The sequence below is a fragment of the Pseudomonas sp. SH10-3B genome (genome assembly GCF_019891415.1).
In the GTDB taxonomy this organism is placed as follows: domain Bacteria; phylum Pseudomonadota; class Gammaproteobacteria; order Pseudomonadales; family Pseudomonadaceae; genus Aquipseudomonas.
Map to the genome: position 1 here is coordinate 27,725 of NZ_JAFLXD010000032.1, position 21,579 is coordinate 49,303.

The following is a 21,579-nucleotide window of genomic DNA, read 5'->3' on the forward strand; positions in this document are numbered from 1 at the left end:
CGGGCAATTACAAGATGTTCAGCGGGTATTGCGCGATCAGACGCAGTTCGTCGAGAGAACCCGAGTAAACCTGGTCAGACGAACGATAGGTCGCTTGACGTACGCGCAGGCTCAGGTCTTTGGCTGGACCGCTCTGGATCACGTATTTGGCTTCGATATCGCGTTCCCACTCTTTACCGTTGTTAGTGGTCGAGGTGTTGGCGCCAGTACCTTTCACATAACGAGTCATGAAGCTCAGGCCTGGGATGCCAAAGGTCGCCATGTTCAGGTCATAGCGAGCCTGGTAGGACTTCTCGTCTTCAGCGTTGAAGTCGGAACGGGCGATGGAGTTGGCCAGGAAAATCGTGCCGCCGCCGTCTACGCCGTAGCCGTACTGGCCGTCGCCGCTGACCTTCTGTGCTGCCAGGGTGAAGGTGTGAGCGCCAATGGTGTACGCGCCTTGCAGGCTGAACGCACGGTTGTCGAGCTTGGTGGTGCTGTCTTTGTCAGCACGGACCAGGCCGGCGCCGTCGCTCTTGGTGTCGTAGATGTTGAAGTCGACAGCCACGGACTGGTCATCGCTGAGCGCGTGGGTCCAGTTGACGTTGGCGTAGATCTTCTTCCAGTAGTCTTCCACTTTCGAGTAGTAGAGGCTGGTGGTGAACTCTGGGGTCCAGGAGTACACGCCGCCCAGGAAGTTGGCGTCTCGCAGGCCACGTTTTGAGCCTGGTTCGGAGCTGGCGATACTGTCGCGGTAGGTTTGATCCTGGGCAACGATCGAGGTGAAGTGACCGGCTTCCAGTTTCAGATCTTTGATTTCGTTGCTGGTGATGGAAACGCCTTGCGGCAGTTCCGGCAGCAAACGGCTGTCATCGGAGGCGAACACTGGAGCGGTGGTGTATTGATCACCGACCTTCAGGACCGTATTGGAAATACGGAACTTAACGGCAGCACCGGCTTTGGAATAGTCGTCCTGCGAACGGCCGTCGGAACCCTCAGGGAACAGACCGGTACCGGCACGACCCTTGCCGCTGTCGAGCTTGACGCCGAGCAGGCCGATCACGTCGACACCGACACCTATGGTGCCTTGGGTGTAGCCCGAGCTGAACAGGCCGTGGAAGCCGAGACCGGTTTCTTCGATACGGCTTTGTTCTGCATCGTGGTTGCGGCGGTCACGGCTGAAGTACAAGGCACGCGTCAGGATGCTGGCGGTACTGTCTTCGATAAAGCCCTTGGAATCGTCCTGGGCGGACGCCATTGCGAACTGCGAGGTGCCTGCTGAAACAGCCAGGGCAATCATGCTCCACTTCATCACGCGCATCGTGATTTGCTCCTTTGGTTTTAGGAAGAGTACTGCCGTCCCACCTGTATTTTTATCTGGGCGGCTCTTTCTTTTTGTGTCGGCGCAAAGTTATATCACGCAGACCCTATTGACGATACTTACCCAACTTTCCTTTCAGCTTCTTTACGAGGCTGTCGTAAATTGCTAGCTCCATGTCGCAAATTCACAGTCCGAATGTAACGGGACTGACAACTTCAATGCTGTTTTCAAACGCCTTTCGAAGTTTGAATTCTTCCGTGGGATGCATTGAAACGCTGCTGTTCTGTTATCGCGAAACACCGGCGTCCGAATCGGTGTCGTTGTCGACGATAGGGGGGTGAATGCAACAAGCGCGCCCAAACTGATAATCGAATGTCATTTTTTCGTGAAAAACGTGAAGAGCCTGTAAAAACCGCATAAGCACGGGCTTTTTACGCCGTTTGGTTTGGGCTTGACGCCCGTGTGTTACCCCTGTTCGCAGGTGCAAAAAAGCTGTACCGGAGAAAAACGTTACCGGACCACCCCTCTGAGTGGGTACTAGCGGATCTCTTTGAAGCACAAGTGGGTCATTTTGGTGCAGCCCGGTGAGGCCCGAATTAGCGTAGCTCAAATAAATACCTGCATCGAAAGGGTGCAGGCTTTTTGTCGGATTGCGCAGACCTCTGCGCAATCGCCGTGAAGCCTGAGGCATTCAACGGTATGCTGGGCGCCTGAACTTGACCTGCCGAACGGAGCGCCCGTGGTGTTTGCCTTAGATCAACGCCTGCAACAAGACACGCTGGTCATCGGGGACTTCCCGTTGTGCCGTCTGCTGCTGTCCAATGACTCGAACTACCCCTGGTTCATCCTGGTGCCGCGTATCAACGGTATCAGCGAGGTGTTTCAGTTGGGTGTCGCAGATCAACAAACGCTGTGGCAGGAAACAACGGCCCTGGCGCAGTGGCTGAACGAAGGCCTGGCCGCCGACAAGATGAATATTGGTGCGCTGGGTAACGTTGTCAGCCAATTGCATGTGCATGTGATCGTACGTAAGCGTGACGATGCCGCCTGGCCAGCGCCAGTGTGGGGCAAGCAGCCGGCCGTGCCTTACACAGACCAGCAAGTGACGGCGATTCGCGCGCGTTTGCGCGAGCTGTTGCCGGCTGACTTCATTTTTATCCAGGGTTGAATCATGGATCTGCAAGACCGCGTCACCGATCTGGAAAGCCGCCTGGCCTTTCAGGACGACACTATCGAGACCCTCAATGACATCCTGGTCGCCCAGCAGCGCGCGGTTGAACGCCTGCAACTGCAGATGACCGCGCTGCTCAAGCGTCAGGAAGAGATGGGCGGTCAGTTCGAGACGTCCGAAGAAGAGGCGCCGCCGCCGCACTACTAATCCCCGTGCAATAAAAAACCGCGATCCAGCCAGGCTGGATCGCGGTTTTTTTTCCCTGCGAAGGCGGGTATCAGCGACGCGGCAGGGCCGCGATCACGTCTTCGGCTTGCAGGCCTTTGTCGCGATTCATCACGGAGAACTCCACGCGCTGGCCTTCCACCAGGACGCGATGGCCTTCGCCACGAATGGCCCGGAAGTGGACGAAGATATCGTCGCCCGAATCACGGGAAATAAAGCCGAAGCCTTTGGACGTGTTGAACCACTTGACGGTACCGGTATCCCGATTGGTCATGTCGTAGTTTTGCGACGCGGCCGCCGGGGACGAACGGTAGAAGCTGATGGCCAGATGAAGAACGATGGCGACCACAGCAATCACCAGGCTGAGCAGGATGGCCGGGTGGCCGCCCACTTCAGGCATAGGTGCCAGGAGGGTGAGGGTTTGTACGACAACGGTCAGTACCAGCAGTGCGCTGACCAGGTTTTGCAGTTGATGACGTGTGCCTTTGTTCCAGTAAGGGATTACGGGAGCGAGCGTCAGGTTAAGAAGGCCGAACAAGGCCAGGTACAGAGCGTCGTGTTGTTGCAGGTAGGGCAGGCTTTCAGGCTGCAGGGTCGGGATAAAGGACAGCAGCAAAGCTGCAACGCCCGTTAGCAGGTGGACGATTTTCAACATTTTGATTAACTCACGTTAAGACGGATCACAAGGAAGAGCTGACTGGCACGGTTCGCTTCTGAACAATGGGAGGCGTTGGGCACGTGCGCGGGCATCAGCCTATGCCGCTTGCCGTGGGAAATAACGGCGGCGACACGCTGCCTATTTAACAGCAAAGGCCGTGCCTACTCAAATCAAGCATTTGCGGGGGGTGAAAGGGGTACGGCATTTCTGCGGGAAACGCTTGTCCTAGACATGTGCAGGTGTTTCAGGCGGACTTAAAGGAAATTTCCTATGCGCCCCAAAGGCTTGTCCTGCACGGGCTGACAGGTCGTGCAGGGGCGATTTGCCGCATGTCGCCCTAGCGCGCCGGGCTGCGTATCTGCGGTGCTCTTGCTAGAGTGGCCTTGCACCTGATCAATGAATGCTTGTCAATTGAAGGGGATAAACATGGCAATCGATATCGGTATCAGTGAAGAAGATCGTAAATCCATCGTCGATGGGCTTTCACGACTGCTTTCCGATACCTATGTACTGTACCTGAAGACCCACAACTTCCATTGGAACGTCACGGGTCCCATGTTTCGTACGCTGCACTTGATGTTCGAAGAGCAGTACAACGAACTGGCGCTGGCGGTGGACTCCATTGCCGAGCGTATCCGCGCCCTGGGTTTCCCGGCACCGGGCGCCTATTCGATCTACGCCCGTCTTTCCTCCATCAAGGAAGAAGAGGGCGTGCCCAGCGCCGAAGAGATGATCAAGCAACTGGTGGCAGGCCAGGAGGCGGTCACACGTACTGCGCGTGGCATTTTCCCGCTGCTCGACAAAGTCAGCGATGAGCCGACTGCGGACCTGCTGACCCAGCGTATGCAGGTTCACGAGAAAACCGCGTGGATGCTGCGCTCCCTGCTCGAAAACCAGTAAACGTTGACCCGCAGTGGCGCCGTTTTGGCGCCACTCGCTTGTTTCCGCGCATTTCCTGGCGTTGTCCTACGCTGATCAACGTCCCGTCTTCTGGCTGCCTGCCCCGTCCTGCTGTTTTATAGCTCCACTGTCCATTGGGAGAACCCATGGGCTGCTGTTTGGCAATGGAGTGTCAGGTGTATGTCACGTGGAGTGGATGTTGGAGTGATGGAAATCGGCGGTTTTCATAAGATAAACGTCGACCCCTTCGCTAAGGGGTTTGATATGGGACTGGCCAAGCCACTGTCCCGATCGGTAAGGCTCAATGGGTTTTCCACCTGTCTGCGACTTGAGCAGATTTATTGGAATATCCTCACGGAAATAGCCAGGATCAACGCTTGTTCGGTCAGTGCGTTGTTGTCTTATGTTGATCGGGAAGTGCACTTGCGCTACGGAGGTGTGAAGAACTTCAGTGGGCTGGTCAGGGTGGTATGTGTCGTTCACGTATTAAAAGGTCGGGTGACCTCGCCGAACCCTGAGTAGTCAACGGGCACCGGGGCCGGCCTGCCGTCGAGGTGGGCGAGGCTCCGGGCAGAAAGGCGGCTGCGCTGCCTTGATTTACCAGATATAATCCCGCGCTTTGCTGCGCATGCCGGGGCTGTATCCCTGGTCAGGCGTGGCGCAGTAACGATCTGATCGCCGAGACATCTCCATGCCCATGTACGACTATCAATGTGCTTCCTGTGGTCATCAGTTGGAAGCCATTCAGAAGATCAGCGCCGCGCCGCTGGTCGATTGCCCGGCCTGCCAGGCACCGGAGCTCAAGAAGATGTTGTCCATGCCGGGCTTCCGCCTGAGCGGCAGCGGCTGGTACGAGACCGACTTCAAGACCGGCACGAAGAAGAATCTTGCGGGCGGCGACAAAGCAGACTGAGTTGAACTCTACGCGCAGGCTCCTGCATTATCCGTCCCCTGCTTTAATGTACGGTGACGAGGCGGGCCTCCACCGAATTTCGAATTACGAGAAGTGAAACCACTACCATGATGCGCAGCCACTATTGCGGCCAACTGAACGAGACCCTGGATGGTCAGGAAATCACCCTTTGCGGATGGGTTCACCGTCGCCGCGACCACGGCGGGGTGATCTTCCTCGATATCCGTGATCGTGATGGTCTGGCCCAGGTGGTGTTCGACCCGGACCGCGCCGAGAGCTTCGCCGCTGCCGATCGCGTGCGCAGCGAGTACGTCGTGAAGATCACCGGCAAGGTTCGCCTGCGTCCGGCCGGTGCCGTGAACGCGAACATGGCGTCCGGTGCGATCGAAGTGCTGGGCTACGAGCTGGAAGTACTGAACGAGTCGGAAACCCCGCCGTTCCCGCTGAACGAATACTCCGACGTTGGCGAAGAAACCCGCCTGCGCTACCGCTTCCTGGACCTGCGTCGTCCGGAAATGGCCGAGAAGCTGCGCCTGCGTTCGCGCATGACCACCAGCATCCGCCGTTTCCTCGACGAGAACGGCTTCCTCGACGTTGAAACCCCTATCCTGACCCGGGCCACCCCGGAAGGTGCGCGTGACTACCTGGTACCTAGCCGTACCCACGCCGGTAGTTTCTTCGCCCTGCCGCAATCGCCACAGCTGTTCAAGCAACTGCTGATGGTGGCCGGCTTTGACCGTTACTACCAGATCGCCAAGTGCTTCCGTGACGAAGACCTGCGTGCTGATCGCCAGCCTGAATTCACCCAGATCGACATCGAAACCAGCTTCCTCGATGAAAAAGAGATCATGGGCATCACCGAGCAGATGATCCGCAACCTGTTCAAGGAAGTGCTGGACCTGGAGTTCGGCGAGTTCCCGCACATGACCTTCGAAGAAGCCATGCGCCGCTACGGTTCCGACAAGCCAGACCTGCGTAACCCGCTGGAACTGGTTGACGTGGCCGACCAGCTCACTGAAGTTGATTTCAAGGTGTTCAGCGGCCCGGCCAACGACCCGAAATGCCGCATCGCCGCCCTGCGCGTGCCTGGCGGCGCGAGCATGCCGCGCAAGCAGATCGACGACTACACCAAGTTCGTCGGCATCTACGGTGCCAAGGGCCTGGCGTACATCAAGGTCAACGAGCGCGCGAAGGGCATTGAAGGCCTGCAGTCGCCAATCGTGAAGAACATTCCCGAAGCCAACCTCAATGTGATCCTGGATCGCGTCGGTGCGGTCGATGGCGACATCGTGTTCTTCGGCGCCGACAAAGCCAAGATCGTCAGCGAAGCCTTGGGCGCCCTGCGGATCAAGCTGGGCCACGACCTGGACCTGCTGACCTGCAAGTGGGCTCCGATGTGGGTCGTCGACTTCCCGATGTTCGAAGAGAACGACGACGGCAGCTTCAGCGCCTTGCACCACCCGTTCACCGCGCCGAAGTGCTCGCCTGAAGAGCTGGAAGCCAACCCGGCAGGCGCTCTGTCCCGCGCCTATGACATGGTGTTGAACGGTACTGAGCTGGGTGGCGGTTCGATCCGTATCCACCGCAAAGAGATGCAGCAAGCGGTCTTCCGCCTGCTGGGCATCAACGAAGCGGAACAGGAAGAGAAATTCGGCTTCCTGCTCGACGCCCTGAAATACGGCGCGCCGCCCCACGGTGGCCTGGCTTTCGGCCTCGACCGCCTGGTGATGCTGATGACCGGTGCCCAGTCGATCCGTGAAGTGATCGCCTTCCCGAAAACCCAGAGTGCTGCGGACGTCATGACCCAGGCTCCAGGTGTGGTGGATGCCAAGGCATTGCGCGAGCTGCATATCCGCCTGCGCGAGACGCCGAAGGCTGAGTAAGGCTGCTGCGTGAAAGCGCTCTAGGGTTTTTACGCAGTCAAAAAGGCGCATCTTCGGATGCGCCTTTGCGTTAAAGCGCCTTGTTTTGAAGAGATGGGCCCGCCCGGCGGGTTTGATCAAGGTTTCTAAAGAATTTCGGAGTTGTGTTATGGCTGGCCATTCCAAGTGGGCGAACATCAAGCACCGCAAAGAGCGTCAGGATGCCAAGAAAGGCAAGATCTTCACCAAGTGGATTCGCGAGCTGACGGTTGCTGCCCGCCAGGGCGGTGGTGACCCGGGCTCCAACCCGCGTCTGCGCCTGGCGCTGGACAAGGCTCTCGGCGCCAATATGAGCCGTGACATTATCGACCGTGCCGTGGCCCGTGGCGCGGGTGCTGCCGACACCGACGATATGGTCGAGTTGAGCTACGAAGGCTACGGCCCGGGTGGCGTGGCAGTGATGGTCGAATGCATGACCGATAACCGCAACCGTACTGCCGCCGCCGTGCGTCATGCGTTCAGCAAGTGTGGCGGTAACCTGGGGACTGACGGTTCGGTGGCTTACCTGTTCGAACGCAAGGGGCAGATCTCCTTCGCGCCGGGCGTGGATGAAGATGCGCTGATGGAAGCGGCGATGGAGGCGGATGCCGACGACGTGGTGACCAACGAAGATGGCTCCATCGACGTGTTTACCTCGTTCGCTGGTTTCTACGCCGTGCGTAACGCCCTGGAAGCGGCCGGTTTCAAAGGCTCCGACGCCGAGATCGTGATGCTGCCGACCACCAGTGCCGAACTGGACCTGGACGGCGCACAGAAGGTGCTGAAGATGCTCGATATGCTTGAAGACCTGGATGATGTGCAAAACGTGTATTCCAACGCCGACATCCCGGAATCCGTGGCCGAACAGTTAGGCTGAAGAATGACGTAGATCCAAATGTGGGAGGGGGCTTGCTCCCGATGGCGGTGTAGTCAGTCAGCTTACGTCTAACTGGACGATCGCCATCGGGAGCAAGCCCCCTCCCACATTAGAGCTACGGTGTATCAAAAAATGTATTTATCCAACCCGCAGGCATTATGACTTTAATCCTAGGTATCGACCCCGGTTCGCGTATTACCGGCTTTGGCGTGGTGCAACACACCCCGCGCGGCTGTGTTTACGTGGCCTCGGGCTGCATCCGTACCGGTGCGGGCGAGTTGGCCGAGCGGCTGCAGATCGTCTATCGCGGCGTGCGTGAAGTGATCCAGACCTACGGTCCGGTCACCATGGGCATCGAAAAGGTGTTCATGGCAAAAAACGCCGATTCGGCGTTGAAGCTCGGCCAGGCCCGTGGCGCCGCCATCGTCGCCGGCGCCGAGGAGGGCATGGAGATCGCCGAGTACACCGCGACCCAGGTCAAGCAGGCCGTGGTCGGCACCGGCGCGGCCAACAAAGAGCAAGTGCAGATGATGGTCATGCATATGCTCAAGCTCACCTCAAAACCGCAGATCGACGCCTCCGACGCCCTGGCAATTGCCATTTGCCATGCGCACACTCGTTCCAGCCTGCTGCCTCATGGCTTGGGCACGGCACGCAGTCGTGGCGGGCGCCTGCGTCTCTGATAGCATCAGCGCAATCGTTATTTCCGGTCAGGCCTCGATCTGACCCCCAAGCTTTAAGGATCTGAACCGTGATTGGACGCTTGCGCGGCACCCTGGCTGAGAAACAGCCGCCGCACCTGATTCTGGATGTAAACGGGCTGGGGTATGAGCTGGAAGTGCCCATGACCACCCTGTACCGCCTACCGTCGGTCGGTGAACCGATAACACTGCATACCCATCTGGTGGTACGCGAAGACGCGCAACTACTCTATGGTTTCATTGGCAAGCGCGACCGCGACTTCTTCCGCGAACTGATTCGCCTCAATGGCGTGGGGCCTAAATTGGCCCTGGCGTTGATGTCGAGCCTGGAAGTGGATGAGCTGGTACGTGCGGTTTCGGCCCAGGACACCTCGGCGTTGACCAAGGTGCCGGGCGTGGGCAAGAAAACCGCCGAGCGCCTGCTGGTAGAGCTCAAGGACCGCTTTAAGGCCTGGGAAGTGGTGCCGAGCATGTTCGCCCTGGTGCCGAACCAGCCGGATATGCCGGCGGGCCAGGTTGCGAGTGCTGAAAGCGACGCCGTCAGTGCACTGATCTCCCTGGGCTACAAGCCGCAGGAGGCCAGCAAAGCGGTATCGGCCATCAAGGACAAGAACCTGAGCAGCGAAGACATGATCCGCCGAGCCCTGAAGGGAATGATTTAAGTGATTGAAGCTGATCGTCTGATCGCGGCCACCGGCCCGCGCGACCGTGAAGAAGTCCAGGACCGCGCCATCCGCCCCTTGAGCCTGGCCGACTACATCGGCCAGCCCACCGTGCGCGAGCAGATGGAGCTGTTTATCCAGGCCGCGCGCGGGCGCAGTGAGTCCTTGGACCACACCCTGATCTTCGGTCCGCCGGGATTGGGTAAAACCACCCTGGCCAACATCATTGCCCAGGAAATGGGCGTGTCGATAAAGTCCACCTCCGGCCCGGTGCTGGAACGGCCAGGCGACTTGGCGGCGTTGTTGACCAACCTCGAACCGCATGATGTGTTGTTTATCGATGAAATCCACCGGCTTTCGCCGATTGTCGAGGAAGTGCTGTACCCGGCGATGGAAGACTTCCAACTCGACATCATGATTGGCGAAGGCCCGGCGGCCCGCTCGATCAAGCTCGACTTGCCACCTTTCACCCTGGTGGGGGCGACCACGCGCGCGGGTATGTTGACCAACCCGCTGCGAGACCGTTTCGGCATCGTTCAACGTCTGGAGTTCTATAGCACCGCAGACCTCGCGACCATCGTCAGCCGTTCGGCGAGTATTCTCGGCTTGCCCCTGGACCCGGAAGGGGCGTTCGAAATTGCCCGTCGGGCCCGGGGCACGCCACGGATTGCCAACCGCCTGCTGCGTCGCGTGCGTGACTTTGCCGAAGTGCGGGCCAAGGGGCATATCACCAAGGCCGTGGCGGACCTGGCCTTGAACCTGTTGGATGTGGACGAGCACGGCTTCGATCATCAGGATCGACGTCTACTCTTGACCATGATCGAGAAGTTCGACGGCGGCCCGGTCGGGGTCGACAGCCTGGCGGCGGCTATCAGCGAAGAGCGTCATACCATTGAGGATGTGCTGGAGCCGTACCTGATCCAGCAGGGCTATATCATGCGTACGCCAAGGGGGCGGGTGGTGACGCGCCATGCCTATCTGCACTTCGGGCTAAACATTCCGTCACGATTGGGTGAGATGCCCGTGGTAGACGAATTCCTTGATGCAGTAGACGATTAAAAGCTTCACGCCAGTCGATTTATTCGATGTTTGTGCTGTCCTAGTGGCTGGCGTCGTCATTCAGTCACTGGATATGTTTTTCGAGAATGAAAAAACAGTTGCCCAGCCGGATTGGCAACCTGAGGAGTAAGCACTAGAGTATGCGCGCGCAAAACGGGGATCAGTCGTTCGCACATCGCTGTCGCGTTTATTACGAGGACACCGATGCCGGCGGCATCGTGTATTACGTCAATTACCTCAAGTTCATGGAGCGGGCTCGAACCGAGCGGCTACGGGAGCTGGGCTTTGCCCAATCCCAGCTGGCAGGGGAGGACCTGTTATTCGTCGTGCATTCCAGCGAGGCGCGTTACCACGCACCGGCGCGACTGGACGACGAGTTGCTGGTCAGCGCTGAAGTAATCGAATTGAACCGTGCCAGCCTGCGTTTCAAGCAGCAGGTCAGGCGGGCAACGGATGCAACGCTGCTCTGTGAGGGGCAGTTCCTGGTGGCGTGTGTGCGCACCAACAGTTTGAAACCTCGGGCCATTCCCGAAACTCTACGTGTGGCCTTTGCCGCCGTGAGCGGCGCGGGTAAACAATCAAAGCAGGAGATTTAGCGTGGAACCTACCGTCGTCGACCATTCCTCCATGTGGAGCCTGGTCAGCAATGCCAGTGTCGTGGTTCAACTGGTGATGCTGACCCTGGTAGCCGCATCGGTTACCTCTTGGGTCATGATTTTTCAGCGCAGCAACCTGCTGCGTGCCGGTCGACGTGCCCTGGAGAGCTTTGAAGAGCGCTTCTGGTCGGGTATCGACCTGTCCAAGCTGTACCGCCAGGCCGGCAGCAACCCGGACCCGGACTCGGGCGTCGAGCAGATCTTCCGCGCCGGCTTCAAGGAATTCTCGCGCCTGCGCCAGCAGCCGGGTGTGGATCCGGAAGCGGTCATGGAAGGCGTGGCCCGTGCCATGCGCGTCGCCATTTCCCGTGAAGAAGAGAAACTGGAGCAGAGCCTGCCGTTCCTCGCTACCGTCGGTTCCGTCAGCCCGTACATCGGCCTGTTCGGTACGGTGTGGGGGATCATGAACTCGTTCCGCGGCCTGGCCCAGGCCCAGCAAGCGACCCTGGCCACCGTGGCACCGGGTATTGCCGAAGCCCTGATCGCCACCGCGATCGGCCTGTTCGCCGCTATCCCCGCAGTAATTGCCTACAACCGCTTTGCTGCAACCAGCGAAACGTTGATCAGCCGTTACTACACCTTCGCCGATGAATTCCAGGCGATCCTGCACCGTAAAGTGCACACCAGCGAAGAATAAGCAGGTAATTCCCAATGGCTTTAATCGCTCGAGCTCGCAAAAAGCGCAAGCCGGTCGCCGAGATGAACGTAGTGCCCTACATCGACGTGATGCTGGTGCTGCTGGTGATCTTCATGGTGACCGCGCCGATGCTCAACCAGGGCGTGAAGGTTGATCTGCCCAAGGTTTCCAGTGAAGCCTTGCCGCAAGACAACAACACTCAGGTCCTGACCATTTCGATCAAGGCTGACAAGACCTATTACTGGAACCTTGGCAGCGAAGTCGACACTCAGAAGCAGCAGGACAAGGCCCTGACCCTGCCGGCGATGACCGACGCGGTGACCAAGATCATTCGCTCCGGCAACGAAGGCGGCAAGCACACCCAGGTGTTCATCCGCGGCGACAAGTCGGTCGACTACGGCTCCGTCATGGGCGCTATGGGCGGGCTGCAGAAGGCCGGCGTCGGTAACGTTGGCTTGATTACCGAGGCGCCCTGATGCACCAACAGCGAGAGCCGTCCGCCTCGGAAAGCTTCTTCTGGCCTAGCGTCTGGGCAATTGCCCTGCACGTCCTGGTATTTGGCATGCTGTTCGTCAGCTTTGCCATGACCCCGGACCTGCCGCCAGCCAAGCCGATCGTGCAGGCGACCCTGTATCAGCTGAAATCGAAAAGCCAGGCCACTACCCAGACCAATCAGAAGATTGCGGGTGAGGCCCAGAAGTCGGCTGCGCGCCAGACTGAAGTCGAACAGATGGAACAGAAGAAGGTCGAGCAGGAAGCGGTGAAGGCTGCTGCGGAACAAAAGAAAGAAGAGGCGGCTCAAAAGGCCGAGGAATCGAAAAAGGCTGACGAAGCCAAGAAGGCCGACGAGGCGAAAAAGGCTGATGAAGCCAAGAAAGCCGAGAAAGCTGCCGAAGCTAAAAAAGCTGAAGAGAAACAATTGGCTGATATAGCCAAGAAGAAATCTGAAGAAGAAGCCAAAAAGGCTGCCGAAGAAGAGGCCAAGAAAAAGGCCGCTGAAGACGCCAAGAAAAAGATAGTCGAAGACGCGAAGAAGAAAGCCGCCGAAGACGCCAAGAAAAAAGCTGAAGCAGACGAGGCGAAGAAAAAAATCGCCGACGACGCGAAGAAGAAAGCTGCCGCCGATGCCACCAAGAAAAAGGCCCAGGAAGCAGCGCGTAAATCCGCCGAAGAGAAAAAGGCCCAGGCCTTGGCAGATTTGCTCTCCGACACGCCGCAGCGTCAGCAAGCCTTGGCCGATGAGCGTGGTGATGAAGTCGCGGGCAGTTTCGACGACCTGATTCGGGCACGGGCAGCAGAAGGCTGGACACGTCCACCTTCGGCGCGCAAAGGCATGACAGTAGTGCTGCAGATCGGCATGTTGCCGGACGGTACGGTGACTTCGGTCAGCGTGGCCAAGTCCAGTGGTGACGGTTCGTTCGACAGTTCGGCGGTTGCCGCGGTCAAGAATATTGGCCGGTTGACCGAGATGCAGGGAATGAAACCAAGTGACTTCGCTCCCTATCGTTCATTCAAGATGACATTCACACCTGAGGATCTAGCCTTGTGAGAAACCTTCTTCGAGGAATGCTTGTCGTTATTTGCTGTATGGCAGGGATAGCGGCGGCGGATGAAAAGAACATCCTGGTCACCAGCGGTAGCGATCGGGCCACCCCGATCGCGGTAGTGCCGTTTGGCTGGCAGGGCGGCAGCGTGCTGCCGGACGACATGGCCCAGATCGTCAGCGACGACCTGCGCAACTCCGGTTACTACGCTCCGATTCCGAAAGGCAACATGATCAGCCAGCCGACCCAGGCCAGCGAAGTCATCTTCCGTGATTGGAAAGCCGTGGGCGCCCAGTACCTGATGGTCGGCAGCATCACGCCGGCTGGCGGTCGCCTGCAGATCCAGTACACGTTGTTCAACGTGGCCACCGAGCAGCAGGTCTTGACCGGCAGCGTATCGGGCACCGCCGAACAACTGCGCGACATGGCCCACTACATCTCGGACCAGTCGTTTGAAAAGCTCACCGGCATCAAGGGTGCGTTCTCGACGCGTCTGCTTTATGTAACGGCTGAGCGTTTCTCGGTAGACAACACCCGCTACACCCTGCAGCGCTCGGACTATGACGGTGCACGCGCCGTCACCTTGCTGCAATCGCGTGAGCCAATCCTGTCGCCGCGCTTTGCGCCGGACGGCAAGCGTATCGCCTACGTGTCTTTCGAACAGAAGCGTCCGCGTATCTTCGTCCAGCACATCGATACTGGCCGTCGTGAGCAGATCACCAACTTCGAAGGCCTCAACGGTGCACCGGCCTGGTCGCCGGATGGTTCGCGCCTGGCGTTCGTGCTGTCCAAGGACGGCAACCCGGACATCTACGTGATGAACATGGCTTCGCGCCAGATCAGCCGTGTGACCAGCGGCCCTGGCATCAACACCGAACCGTTCTGGGGTAAGGATGGTTCGACCATCTACTTCACCTCCGATCGCGGCGGCAAGCCACAAATCTACAAAACGAGCGTTGGCGGTGGGGGGGCGGAACGCGTGACCTTTATCGGTAACTACAACGCCAATCCTAAGCTTTCGGCTGATGAAAAGACGTTGGTGATGATTCACCGTCAGGATGGGTTCACTAATTTCCGGGTTGCGGCCCAGGATTTGCAGCGTGGAACCGTAAAAATCCTCACAGATACCAACCTTGATGAGTCAGCCACTGTTGCGCCCAACGGCACCATGGTAATCTACGCCACCCGCCAGCAGGGCCGGGGAGTCTTGATGCTCGTGTCCATTAATGGACGCGTAAGGCTCCCGCTTCCTACCGCACAAGGCGAAGTCAGAGAACCGTCCTGGTCCCCTTACCTGAACTGACGCGGCGCTACAAAAAGAAGTACTTAACACACTGGGGTTCATTAGGAGTTTCACGATGGAAATGCTGAAGTTTGGTAAGTTTGCTGCTCTGGCTCTGGCTCTGTCCGTAGCCGTTGGTTGCTCGTCTAAAGGCGGCGACAATGCCGGTGAAGGCGCAGCTGTTGATCCAAACGCTGGTTACGGCGCTAACACTGGTGCAGTTGACGGCTCCCTGAGCGAAGAAGCTGCTCTGCGCGCTATCACCACTTTCTACTTCGAATACGACAGTTCGGACCTGAAGCCAGAAGCCATGCGCGCTCTGGACGTTCACGCGAAGGACCTGAAAGCTAACGGCGCTCGCGTTGTTCTGGAAGGTAACACCGACGAACGTGGTACTCGTGAGTACAACATGGCACTGGGCGAGCGTCGTGCGAAAGCCGTTCAGCGCTACCTGGTACTGCAAGGTGTTGCTCCAGGCCAACTGGAACTGGTTTCCTACGGTAAAGAGCGTCCAGTTGCTACTGGCCACGACGAGCAGTCCTGGGCTCAAAACCGTCGCGTCGAACTGCGTAAGTAATTCGTCATGCGAACGTGCCGTCGTGCTCTAACTGTATTGGCTCTCAGCTTCGCCCCGCTTGCGGTGTGGGCTGCGGTTCCTGTGGAAGATAGCAACTCTGGCTATAACAATAGCGGGAGCAGCTATCCGCCAGCGGGTTATGGCACGAACGGCGCCTATGCTGGGGGGGCGGCTACGTCTGCCCCCTCGGCACAGGGCGAACTGTTCAACCAGCTGCAACGCATGCAGGATCAATTGGCGCAGCAACAAGGCACCATTGAAGTTCTGCAAAATGAGGTGCGTCAGCTGAAGCAAGAAGGCCTGGAGCGTTACCAGGATCTTGATCGACGTATAGGAGCCGGTGTCACACCTGCCGCTACTCCTGATAATTCTTCCGCCGGTGGCGCGCCCAGTGCCGCTATCGGTGGTGCCGCTGCCGGTGCTGCAGCAGGGGGCGCGGCTGCCAGCCAAGCCCCTGCCGCCAGCACTGAACCGGGTGATCCTGCGAAGGAAAAGCTGTATTACGATGCAGCCTTCGACCTGATCAAGGCCAAGGATTTCGATAAGGCCAGCAAGGCCTTTACCGCATTCCTGGGCCGCTACCCAAACAGCCAGTATGCGGGCAACGCCCAGTATTGGTTGGGCGAGGTGAATCTGGCAAAGGGTGATTTGCAGGGGGCGGGCCAGGCATTTGCCAAGGTCAGTCAGCTGTACCCCAAGCACGCCAAGGTGCCCGATTCGCTGTATAAACTCGCTGACGTAGAACGCCGCCTGGGTCATACCGACAAGGTCAAAGGCATTCTGCAGCAGGTCGTAGCCCAATATCCGGGTACTTCCGCAGCACAGTTGGCTCAACGGGATCTGCAACGCTTGTAAGCGATACTGCCCGTTTAGAAGAAACCCGCGCCTGGCGCGGGTTTTTTCGTTAGAATCCACGCCCTTTTATGACACACGCTTCCTGGGGCCTGCGCGTTGGCGGGGTTCCTTGAAGTGCCTGACGGAGGCGGACAGCCTGTTTAGCTGTTACGCCCGTGGCGACTATGCAAGACACATTACGCATCACCGAAGTTTTTTACTCGTTACAGGGTGAAACGCGAACCGCTGGCCTGCCCACAGTTTTTGTGCGCCTGACCGGTTGCCCTTTGCGTTGCCAATACTGTGACAGCGCCTACGCCTTCAGTGGCGGCACCGTGCGCACCCTCGAAGACATCCTGGAGCAAGTTGCCAGCTACCGGCCGCGCTACGTTTGTGTGACGGGGGGCGAGCCCCTGGCCCAGCCCAATGCCATTCCCTTGCTCAAGCAGCTGTGTGACGCCGGTTACGAGGTGTCCCTGGAAACCAGCGGCGCCCTGGATATTTCCGCAGTAGACCCGCGTGTGAGCCGAGTGGTTGACCTCAAGACCCCAGGCTCCAAGGAAGCGCACCGCAACCGCTATGAGAACATCGAACTGCTGACGCCTAACGATCAGGTCAAGTTCGTGATTTGTTCCCGTGAAGACTACGACTGGGCCAACTCCAAGCTGATCCAGTACGGCCTCGACCGCCGTGCCGGTGAGGTGTTGTTTTCTCCCAGTCACCACGACCTGAACGCGCGCGATCTGGCCGACTGGGTGGTTGCCGATAACCTGCCCGTACGCCTGCAATTGCAGTTGCATAAGTACCTGTGGAACGACGAACCGGGGCGCTGACATGGCTGATCAAAAGCGCGCGGTCATCCTGCTGTCAGGTGGCCTCGATTCCGCAACGCTAGTGGCCATGGTTCGCGCCGAAGGTTACAGCTGTTACACCATGAGCTTCGACTACGGCCAGCGCCACCGCGCCGAGCTGGAGGCTGCCGTCCGTGTTGCCCAGGACCTTGGAGTGGTCGAGCACAAGGTGATCGGCCTGAACCTCGACGGCATTGGAGGCTCGGCCCTGACCGATAGCACCATCGACGTCCCAGAGAGCCCCACCCAAGGCATCCCGGTCACTTACGTACCTGCACGCAACACGGTCTTCCTGTCCCTGGCCCTGGGCTGGGCAGAAGTGCTGAATGCCCGCGACATTTTCATCGGCGTTAATGCCCTTGATTACAACGGCTACCCGGACTGCCGCCCGGCGTTCGTCGAAGCGTTCGAGCGCATGGCCAATTTGGCGACCAAGGCGGGGGTAGAAGGGCAGGGTTTTCGCATTCGGGCGCCGCTGCAAAACATGAGCAAGGCCGCTATCGTGAAGGCTGGCGTAGGACTTGGTGTCGATTACTCGCTGACAGTTTCCTGCTATCAGGCAGACAATGACGGCCGTGCCTGTGGGAAATGCGACAGCTGCCGGCTGCGTGCAGAGGGCTTCCAAATGGCCGGAATTACGGACCCCACGCGTTATTTCTGATTTATTTCAAATAAGGTGTTGAATAATCCTTAGAAATCAGTATTATACGCGCCACCACACAGCGGGTCGTTAGCTCAGTTGGTAGAGCAGTTGGCTTTTAACCAATTGGTCGTAGGTTCGAATCCCACACGACCCACCATTTTTGGCGGTTTAGAAAATCCGGAAGGCCCACGCAAGTGAGGATTTCCGGGTTTTTTTTTGCCTGTGATTTGGGGCTTACCTACCGGTGCGCAATGCACCCAGCTATACCAGCATTTGGCAAACCTCCCTGTTGACTCTCCCGTTACGGGCACACCCTATCCTGGCCGCTCAACTTTTCAGGATGAAGTGATGATGAGTAAGCGAGTACTGGTGATTCTGGGGCACCCCTCAACCGACAGTTTCTGTGGGGCATTGACCGACACCTATGTGAAGGCGGCCACAGATGCCGGGCACGATGTGCGTCTGTTACGCCTGGATGCACTGCGGTTTGATCCAGTGCTGCACGATGGCTACAAACAGGTTCAGTTGCTGGAGCCCGATCTGCTCAAGGCGCAGGCCGATATCACATGGGCTGAGCACCTGGCGTTTGTCTATCCCATCTGGTGGGGTGGAATTCCGGCCTTGATGAAAGGCTTTTTAGATCGGATATTCCTTCCCGGTTTTGCCTTCAAGTACCGCGAAGGCAAAGCCTTTCCCGACAAGCTTTTGAAGGGGCGCACGGCTCACCTGCTGGTCACGATGGATACCCCGCCGTGGTACTTCAAGTGGGTCTACCGCATGCCGGGCCTGCACCAGATGCGCAAGACCACCCTGGAGTTCTGCGGCATCAAACCGTTGAAGACCCTCACCTTCGGGCCGATCCTCGGTTCCGGCGCCTCACAGCGCGAAGCGTGGCTCAAGCAAGCCCAGGCTATCGCGGGCCGCTGACACCGCCGTTGCACAGCATCGCCTCGCAACAGGCGATGCCGGCTTCATCCCTGCCAATACACTGCCTTTTGACACCTTCGGGTTTCCGACCCCGTAGACATGTGTGAAGATGCGGCGCGCCAAAGTACGCGCCTCTTCTTGTGCCATAAAAAAGGACTTTTCATGTATATCGGCAAAGCCGCCCAGCTATCGGGCACGACAGTCAAGACGATCCGCCACTATGAAGACATTGGTTTACTGCCGCCGCCCGTGCGCGAAGGGAAGTACCGGGTCTATAGCCAGCAAAGCGTTGAGCTGCTGACGTTCATCAAATGCGCTCAGCAACTGGGTTTCAAACTCAAGGAAATGCAGGCGATCCTTCAGGATCACCGGGGCCAGGAGCTGCCGTGGGATTTGGCCAACCAGGCCATTGCGGATAAAAAGCTGGAACTGAAAACCCAGATCGAAGGCTTGCAAAATATCTACGACGGCCTGGAGCAGTTCGAAAGCAGCCTCAAGGACGCCCAGTACCAATGCCAGTTTGAACATCTTTCCAAAACGGCCTGAACGAACTTGCTGCGTGACCTCATGAAGCGGTGTGCGCTGTTCGGAAACGCCGGCAACCAGTGGTTACTTAATGGCTATGGCCGGCGTCGCCCGTTTCAGCCTCTAGCTCAAGGCGGCCTCGCGTTCTGGGTGTTCGCGTTCATCAGCCCGTTGCTCGGGCACAATGGCCGCAAAGAACCACGGAGATATCAAGGTTACTAGCAAGATGGTCATGACGCCGCTGGAGAAGAGCGCCAGCGCTACCAGTGTTCCCAAGTCAATGACCGGCTTGTAGGCGGAAAACAGCAGGGCAAGGAAGCCCACGGAGAAAATCACCACGTTGACCACTGTCGAACGTCCGACACTGTGCATCGCCGTCAGAATCGCCTCGTCCACGTGGATACCTTGCTGAACCAGCAGCTTGATGCGCGATAGCAGGTGCACCGCGTAATCCACCACGCCCACCACCAGGAACGTCACCAGCGTCGTGCCGATATTCAGCTCGATGCCCAACAGGTACATAAAGCCATACACCGTCACCGACGTGGTCAGCAGCGTCAGCATGCCCAGAATGCCCAGGCGGACGGACTTCAGCCAGAACATCATCATCAGCGTGACCACCAGCAGTGCGAGCGAGAAGCTCAGTACCTGGCCCTGGGTGATCTCGGCCAATATGCCGGTCCATATTTTTGGCGTACCGGCATGGGTAACCTGCAGGTTGGCCGGCTTGTTTACCAGCAGCCAGGCGTCCAGGCGATCGAGCATGGCCTTGTAGTCGCTGGCCACCGACGAGGTCATGGTGTAGAGCGTCAACGCCTTGGAATAGTCCGCGTTGAGCACGTTCTGCAAATCGGAGCCACCGCCGTTCTCGAACATCATGATGTGTTGCTCGATCAGCGCGTTACCGTCGACCTCAAAGGTTTCCACCTGCCCCCCATCGTTGAGGGATGTCACTTGCTCCAGGGCCTGTGGTACCCGCAGGTAATCGGGGTTCATATCATTGAGCACAAGGTTCATGCGCTTGACGTAAGCCGCCACCGAATAGGTGTAGCTGACGTTGGGCTGGGACTTGAGAAAATGATCGAGTTTGTCGAGGAACTGCACCGTCTCAGTGGTCAACGCGCCACGCGGGGTCTTGGTATCGAACGCAATCCAGCCGGGGGAAGTGCCCGCGATCCGGGAGCGGTTGATGAACTCATCGGACACGCGCACCGGGCTGTCTTTCTTGAAGTAGGCGATGCCCGAGTCTTCGATATCGACCATGAAGGTAAACACCGTCATCAGCGCCAACAACGGCAAGCTGACCAGCAGCACCGGCTTGCGCCAGCGGATCAGGCGGGCACAAAAAGCCACCAGGTAGCGCGAGATAATCGACTCTTTGTGCACGGTTTTACGCGGCGGCTGATCTTTGCCCCAGATGGAAATCCACGCCGGAATCAACAGCAGCGAGATGATCAACGCGGCCGTCAGCCCGATGGACATGAACACGCCGAAGTTTCGGATGCTGACGATGTTGTTGGTGGTGGAGATCATAAAGGTGGCGATGGTGGTCACGGTGGTCAGCACCACCGGAACCACCATGCGGCGCATGGTCTCGCGGTTGGCCTCGCGGTACGTCTTGCCGGCATTGAGTTGCTCATAGTACTCAGCCATCACATGTATCGCGTCGGCGCAGCAGATGGTGAACAAAAATACCGGCAGCACACTCGTGAGCAGGTCGATGGGCACTTTTAACAACGCCATCAGCCCCAGCGTCCAGATGGTGCAGAAGAGGATATTGAACAGCGGCAGGAACACACCCAGCGGCTTGCGAAAGAAAAACACCAGCATGGAGGTCACGAGCAGGAACACGATAGGAAACAGCAGCGCCAGGTCGTGATCGATGATCTCTTGTTGGGCGGCGATGAAAATCGGCGTCCCGGCAATAAACACTTCATCGGTGAACTGCGGGTGTTTGCTTTGATAGTCAGCGACGATCTGGCGAACCTGCTGGTAAGCCCGTAGTTGTGCCTGGGCGTCGTCTTGCTTGGTGCCCAGTTCGGCCACCACCACCGCGACTTTTTTGTCCGGGGAAACCACCCCGCCGACCATTTGCTCGTTGCCCATGATCTGCGCTTCGACCACCTGCGGGTTCATGTCCAGGCCGTGCAGGGTCTTGTGAATCCACAGCTCGCCATCCGCACTCAGGCTGATGTTTTCCAGGTCGGCCATCGAGGCCATTTCCTGGATCGGGTTAATCCGTTCCGCCAGGAAGGTCAGAAACTGTTGGTCGCGCTCTGCCCAGCCCTGGCTGTGGGCGTGATCGCGCAGGGCCTTGGCTTGGGCATAATCGTTTTGGTTAAACCCGCCGGCGAGGATATCGCTGGCCAACAGTTGGGTGCGGCTGTCGTCTTCGTGCTGGCCGACAACACGGCGCAACTCGACTTCATCATCGGCATTGGCCAGCATCAGCCGGCGAAGGGCCTGGGAGATTTCGAACTGCGCGTTCAGCGACTGCGTGTTAAACACGCTGTGCGCATTGCTCTGGGCCACCATGACCGAGTCATAGGTGCCGGTGAACTCGTGTTGCAGGTCGATAATGGTTTTGCGCGCTGGGTGGCTTTCCTTGAGCAAGTAGGGGTTGGTGTCCGACATCAGCGAGCCGAGGGTATAGGTGAAGTAGGCCGTGATCGCCACCAGCACAAATACAATCGCGCGCGCATAGCGCTCAACGAAGTTCAGGTATCGTTCCATAGT

The 21,579-nt window shown here is 58.2% G+C and carries 24 protein-coding genes and 1 tRNA gene; 22 read left to right on the plus strand and 3 right to left on the minus strand.

All coding sequences use genetic code 11. The annotated features are described in order from the left end of the window. Positions 1-7: 7 nt before the first annotated feature. A complete protein-coding gene (locus tag J1G35_RS21440; RefSeq protein ID WP_053135819.1) occupies positions 8-1,300 on the minus strand; it encodes an OprD family porin in 1,293 nt (430 codons plus the stop codon). Between the two features lie 742 nt (positions 1,301-2,042). On the opposite strand from J1G35_RS21440, the gene J1G35_RS21445 reads away from it, so the two are divergent. Together J1G35_RS21445 and J1G35_RS21450 are read left to right on the plus strand one after the other, a co-directional pair. Continuing rightward, positions 2,043-2,468, plus strand: coding sequence for an HIT domain-containing protein (locus J1G35_RS21445; protein WP_053135959.1), 426 nt, complete (start codon positions 2,043-2,045; stop codon positions 2,466-2,468). Positions 2,469-2,471: 3 nt separating this feature from the next. Beyond that, positions 2,472-2,678 (plus strand): SlyX family protein, encoded by a 207-nt coding sequence (locus J1G35_RS21450; RefSeq protein WP_027605535.1) that lies wholly within the window; start codon positions 2,472-2,474, stop codon positions 2,676-2,678. Positions 2,679-2,748: 70 nt separating this feature from the next. Here the strand turns inward: J1G35_RS21450 and J1G35_RS31190 are convergent, their stop codons facing one another. After that, positions 2,749-3,351: a cold-shock protein gene (locus J1G35_RS31190; protein ID WP_053135824.1), complete on the minus strand. Its 603-nt coding sequence runs from the start codon at positions 3,349-3,351 to the stop codon at positions 2,749-2,751. A 429-nt stretch (positions 3,352-3,780) separates the two neighbouring features. Between J1G35_RS31190 and J1G35_RS21460 the strand changes: the two genes are divergently transcribed. The 20 genes from J1G35_RS21460 (at position 3,781) to J1G35_RS21555 (ending at position 18,864) form a co-directional block, all read left to right on the plus strand. After that, positions 3,781-4,254, plus strand: a complete 474-nt coding sequence (locus tag J1G35_RS21460) for a Dps family protein (RefSeq protein ID WP_003193874.1) — start codon at positions 3,781-3,783, stop codon at positions 4,252-4,254. Positions 4,255-4,434: 180 nt separating this feature from the next. Beyond that, complete coding sequence (locus tag J1G35_RS21465; RefSeq protein WP_223015951.1) at positions 4,435-4,776, plus strand: ribbon-helix-helix domain-containing protein; 342 nt, start codon at positions 4,435-4,437, stop codon at positions 4,774-4,776. 169 nt (positions 4,777-4,945) lie between these two features. Further along, positions 4,946-5,167: a zinc ribbon domain-containing protein gene (locus J1G35_RS21470; protein WP_053135830.1), complete on the plus strand. Its 222-nt coding sequence runs from the start codon at positions 4,946-4,948 to the stop codon at positions 5,165-5,167. A gap of 107 nt (positions 5,168-5,274) precedes the next feature. Further along, positions 5,275-7,050, plus strand: a complete 1,776-nt coding sequence (aspS, locus tag J1G35_RS21475) for an aspartate--tRNA ligase (protein WP_223015952.1) — start codon at positions 5,275-5,277, stop codon at positions 7,048-7,050. Positions 7,051-7,198: 148 nt separating this feature from the next. After that, positions 7,199-7,945: a YebC/PmpR family DNA-binding transcriptional regulator gene (locus J1G35_RS21480; protein WP_223015953.1), complete on the plus strand. Its 747-nt coding sequence runs from the start codon at positions 7,199-7,201 to the stop codon at positions 7,943-7,945. A 158-nt stretch (positions 7,946-8,103) separates the two neighbouring features. Further along, entirely contained in the window at positions 8,104-8,628 is a 525-nt protein-coding gene (gene ruvC / locus J1G35_RS21485) for a crossover junction endodeoxyribonuclease RuvC (protein ID WP_024077147.1), read from the plus strand. Between the two features lie 68 nt (positions 8,629-8,696). Beyond that, entirely contained in the window at positions 8,697-9,308 is a 612-nt protein-coding gene (ruvA, locus tag J1G35_RS21490; RefSeq protein ID WP_003175802.1) for a Holliday junction branch migration protein RuvA, read from the plus strand. Beyond that, positions 9,309-10,367: a Holliday junction branch migration DNA helicase RuvB gene (gene ruvB / locus J1G35_RS21495; RefSeq protein WP_003175801.1), complete on the plus strand. Its 1,059-nt coding sequence runs from the start codon at positions 9,309-9,311 to the stop codon at positions 10,365-10,367. 140 nt (positions 10,368-10,507) lie between these two features. Beyond that, a complete protein-coding gene (gene ybgC / locus J1G35_RS21500) occupies positions 10,508-10,963 on the plus strand; it encodes a tol-pal system-associated acyl-CoA thioesterase (RefSeq protein ID WP_034100165.1) in 456 nt (151 codons plus the stop codon). 1 nt (position 10,964) lies between these two features. Then, positions 10,965-11,660, plus strand: a complete 696-nt coding sequence (tolQ, locus tag J1G35_RS21505; protein WP_053135845.1) for a protein TolQ — start codon at positions 10,965-10,967, stop codon at positions 11,658-11,660. A 23-nt stretch (positions 11,661-11,683) separates the two neighbouring features. After that, positions 11,684-12,136: a protein TolR gene (gene tolR / locus J1G35_RS21510; RefSeq protein ID WP_161793227.1), complete on the plus strand. Its 453-nt coding sequence runs from the start codon at positions 11,684-11,686 to the stop codon at positions 12,134-12,136. After that, a complete protein-coding gene (gene tolA / locus J1G35_RS21515) occupies positions 12,136-13,209 on the plus strand; it encodes a cell envelope integrity protein TolA (RefSeq protein ID WP_053135848.1) in 1,074 nt (357 codons plus the stop codon). The genes tolR and tolA overlap by 1 nt, the downstream gene beginning before the upstream one ends. 17 nt (positions 13,210-13,226) lie before the next feature. Beyond that, the gene (tolB, locus tag J1G35_RS21520) at positions 13,227-14,507 is read left to right on the plus strand and encodes a Tol-Pal system beta propeller repeat protein TolB (protein ID WP_043293513.1); all 1,281 of its coding nucleotides are present in this window, start codon (positions 13,227-13,229) and stop codon (positions 14,505-14,507) included. 55 nt (positions 14,508-14,562) lie between these two features. After that, positions 14,563-15,063: a peptidoglycan-associated lipoprotein Pal gene (pal, locus tag J1G35_RS21525; protein ID WP_003209827.1), complete on the plus strand. Its 501-nt coding sequence runs from the start codon at positions 14,563-14,565 to the stop codon at positions 15,061-15,063. 6 nt (positions 15,064-15,069) lie between these two features. Next, positions 15,070-15,918, plus strand: a complete 849-nt coding sequence (gene ybgF, locus J1G35_RS21530) for a tol-pal system protein YbgF (RefSeq protein ID WP_053135850.1) — start codon at positions 15,070-15,072, stop codon at positions 15,916-15,918. Positions 15,919-16,082: 164 nt separating this feature from the next. Next, on the plus strand, positions 16,083-16,730 hold the full coding sequence (gene queE / locus J1G35_RS21535) for a 7-carboxy-7-deazaguanine synthase QueE (protein ID WP_053135852.1): 648 nt from the start codon (positions 16,083-16,085) through the stop codon (positions 16,728-16,730). Position 16,731: 1 nt separating this feature from the next. Further along, the gene (gene queC / locus J1G35_RS21540) at positions 16,732-17,409 is read left to right on the plus strand and encodes a 7-cyano-7-deazaguanine synthase QueC (RefSeq protein ID WP_223015954.1); all 678 of its coding nucleotides are present in this window, start codon (positions 16,732-16,734) and stop codon (positions 17,407-17,409) included. 63 nt (positions 17,410-17,472) lie between these two features. Next, positions 17,473-17,548 (plus strand) — tRNA-Lys (locus tag J1G35_RS21545). Positions 17,549-17,739: 191 nt separating this feature from the next. Continuing rightward, complete coding sequence (locus J1G35_RS21550; RefSeq protein ID WP_223015955.1) at positions 17,740-18,318, plus strand: NAD(P)H-dependent oxidoreductase; 579 nt, start codon at positions 17,740-17,742, stop codon at positions 18,316-18,318. A gap of 162 nt (positions 18,319-18,480) precedes the next feature. Beyond that, on the plus strand, positions 18,481-18,864 hold the full coding sequence (locus tag J1G35_RS21555) for a MerR family transcriptional regulator (RefSeq protein WP_048727012.1): 384 nt from the start codon (positions 18,481-18,483) through the stop codon (positions 18,862-18,864). Between the two features lie 102 nt (positions 18,865-18,966). Here J1G35_RS21555 and J1G35_RS21560 read toward each other — a convergent pair whose 3' ends face one another. Further along, on the minus strand, positions 18,967-21,576 hold the full coding sequence (locus tag J1G35_RS21560; RefSeq protein ID WP_223015956.1) for an MMPL family transporter: 2,610 nt from the start codon (positions 21,574-21,576) through the stop codon (positions 18,967-18,969). Between the last annotated feature and the right edge of the window lie 3 nt (positions 21,577-21,579).

What these genes read in the sequence shown, in the direction of transcription:
- J1G35_RS21480 (WP_223015953.1), top strand. Translation starts at nt 7,199, where the DNA reads ATGGCTGGCCATTCCAAGTGGGCGAACATCAAGCACCGCAAAGAGCGT.
- J1G35_RS21460 (WP_003193874.1), top strand. Translation starts at nt 3,781, where the DNA reads ATGGCAATCGATATCGGTATCAGTGAAGAAGATCGTAAATCCATCGTC.
- tolA (WP_053135848.1), top strand. Translation starts at nt 12,136, where the DNA reads ATGCACCAACAGCGAGAGCCGTCCGCCTCGGAAAGCTTCTTCTGGCCT.
- tolB (WP_043293513.1), top strand. Translation starts at nt 13,227, where the DNA reads ATGCTTGTCGTTATTTGCTGTATGGCAGGGATAGCGGCGGCGGATGAA.
- J1G35_RS21555 (WP_048727012.1), top strand. Translation starts at nt 18,481, where the DNA reads ATGTATATCGGCAAAGCCGCCCAGCTATCGGGCACGACAGTCAAGACG.
- ybgF (WP_053135850.1), top strand. Translation starts at nt 15,070, where the DNA reads ATGCGAACGTGCCGTCGTGCTCTAACTGTATTGGCTCTCAGCTTCGCC.
- aspS (WP_223015952.1), top strand. Translation starts at nt 5,275, where the DNA reads ATGATGCGCAGCCACTATTGCGGCCAACTGAACGAGACCCTGGATGGT.
- pal (WP_003209827.1), top strand. Translation starts at nt 14,563, where the DNA reads ATGGAAATGCTGAAGTTTGGTAAGTTTGCTGCTCTGGCTCTGGCTCTG.
- J1G35_RS31190 (WP_053135824.1), bottom strand. Translation starts at nt 3,351, where the DNA reads ATGTTGAAAATCGTCCACCTGCTAACGGGCGTTGCAGCTTTGCTGCTG.
- J1G35_RS21470 (WP_053135830.1), top strand. Translation starts at nt 4,946, where the DNA reads ATGCCCATGTACGACTATCAATGTGCTTCCTGTGGTCATCAGTTGGAA.
- ybgC (WP_034100165.1), top strand. Translation starts at nt 10,508, where the DNA reads ATGCGCGCGCAAAACGGGGATCAGTCGTTCGCACATCGCTGTCGCGTT.
- queE (WP_053135852.1), top strand. Translation starts at nt 16,083, where the DNA reads ATGCAAGACACATTACGCATCACCGAAGTTTTTTACTCGTTACAGGGT.
- J1G35_RS21440 (WP_053135819.1), bottom strand. Translation starts at nt 1,300, where the DNA reads ATGCGCGTGATGAAGTGGAGCATGATTGCCCTGGCTGTTTCAGCAGGC.
- J1G35_RS21450 (WP_027605535.1), top strand. Translation starts at nt 2,472, where the DNA reads ATGGATCTGCAAGACCGCGTCACCGATCTGGAAAGCCGCCTGGCCTTT.
- J1G35_RS21465 (WP_223015951.1), top strand. Translation starts at nt 4,435, where the DNA reads ATGTCACGTGGAGTGGATGTTGGAGTGATGGAAATCGGCGGTTTTCAT.
- J1G35_RS21560 (WP_223015956.1), bottom strand. Translation starts at nt 21,576, where the DNA reads ATGGAACGATACCTGAACTTCGTTGAGCGCTATGCGCGCGCGATTGTA.
- ruvC (WP_024077147.1), top strand. Translation starts at nt 8,104, where the DNA reads ATGACTTTAATCCTAGGTATCGACCCCGGTTCGCGTATTACCGGCTTT.
- J1G35_RS21550 (WP_223015955.1), top strand. Translation starts at nt 17,740, where the DNA reads ATGATGAGTAAGCGAGTACTGGTGATTCTGGGGCACCCCTCAACCGAC.
- queC (WP_223015954.1), top strand. Translation starts at nt 16,732, where the DNA reads ATGGCTGATCAAAAGCGCGCGGTCATCCTGCTGTCAGGTGGCCTCGAT.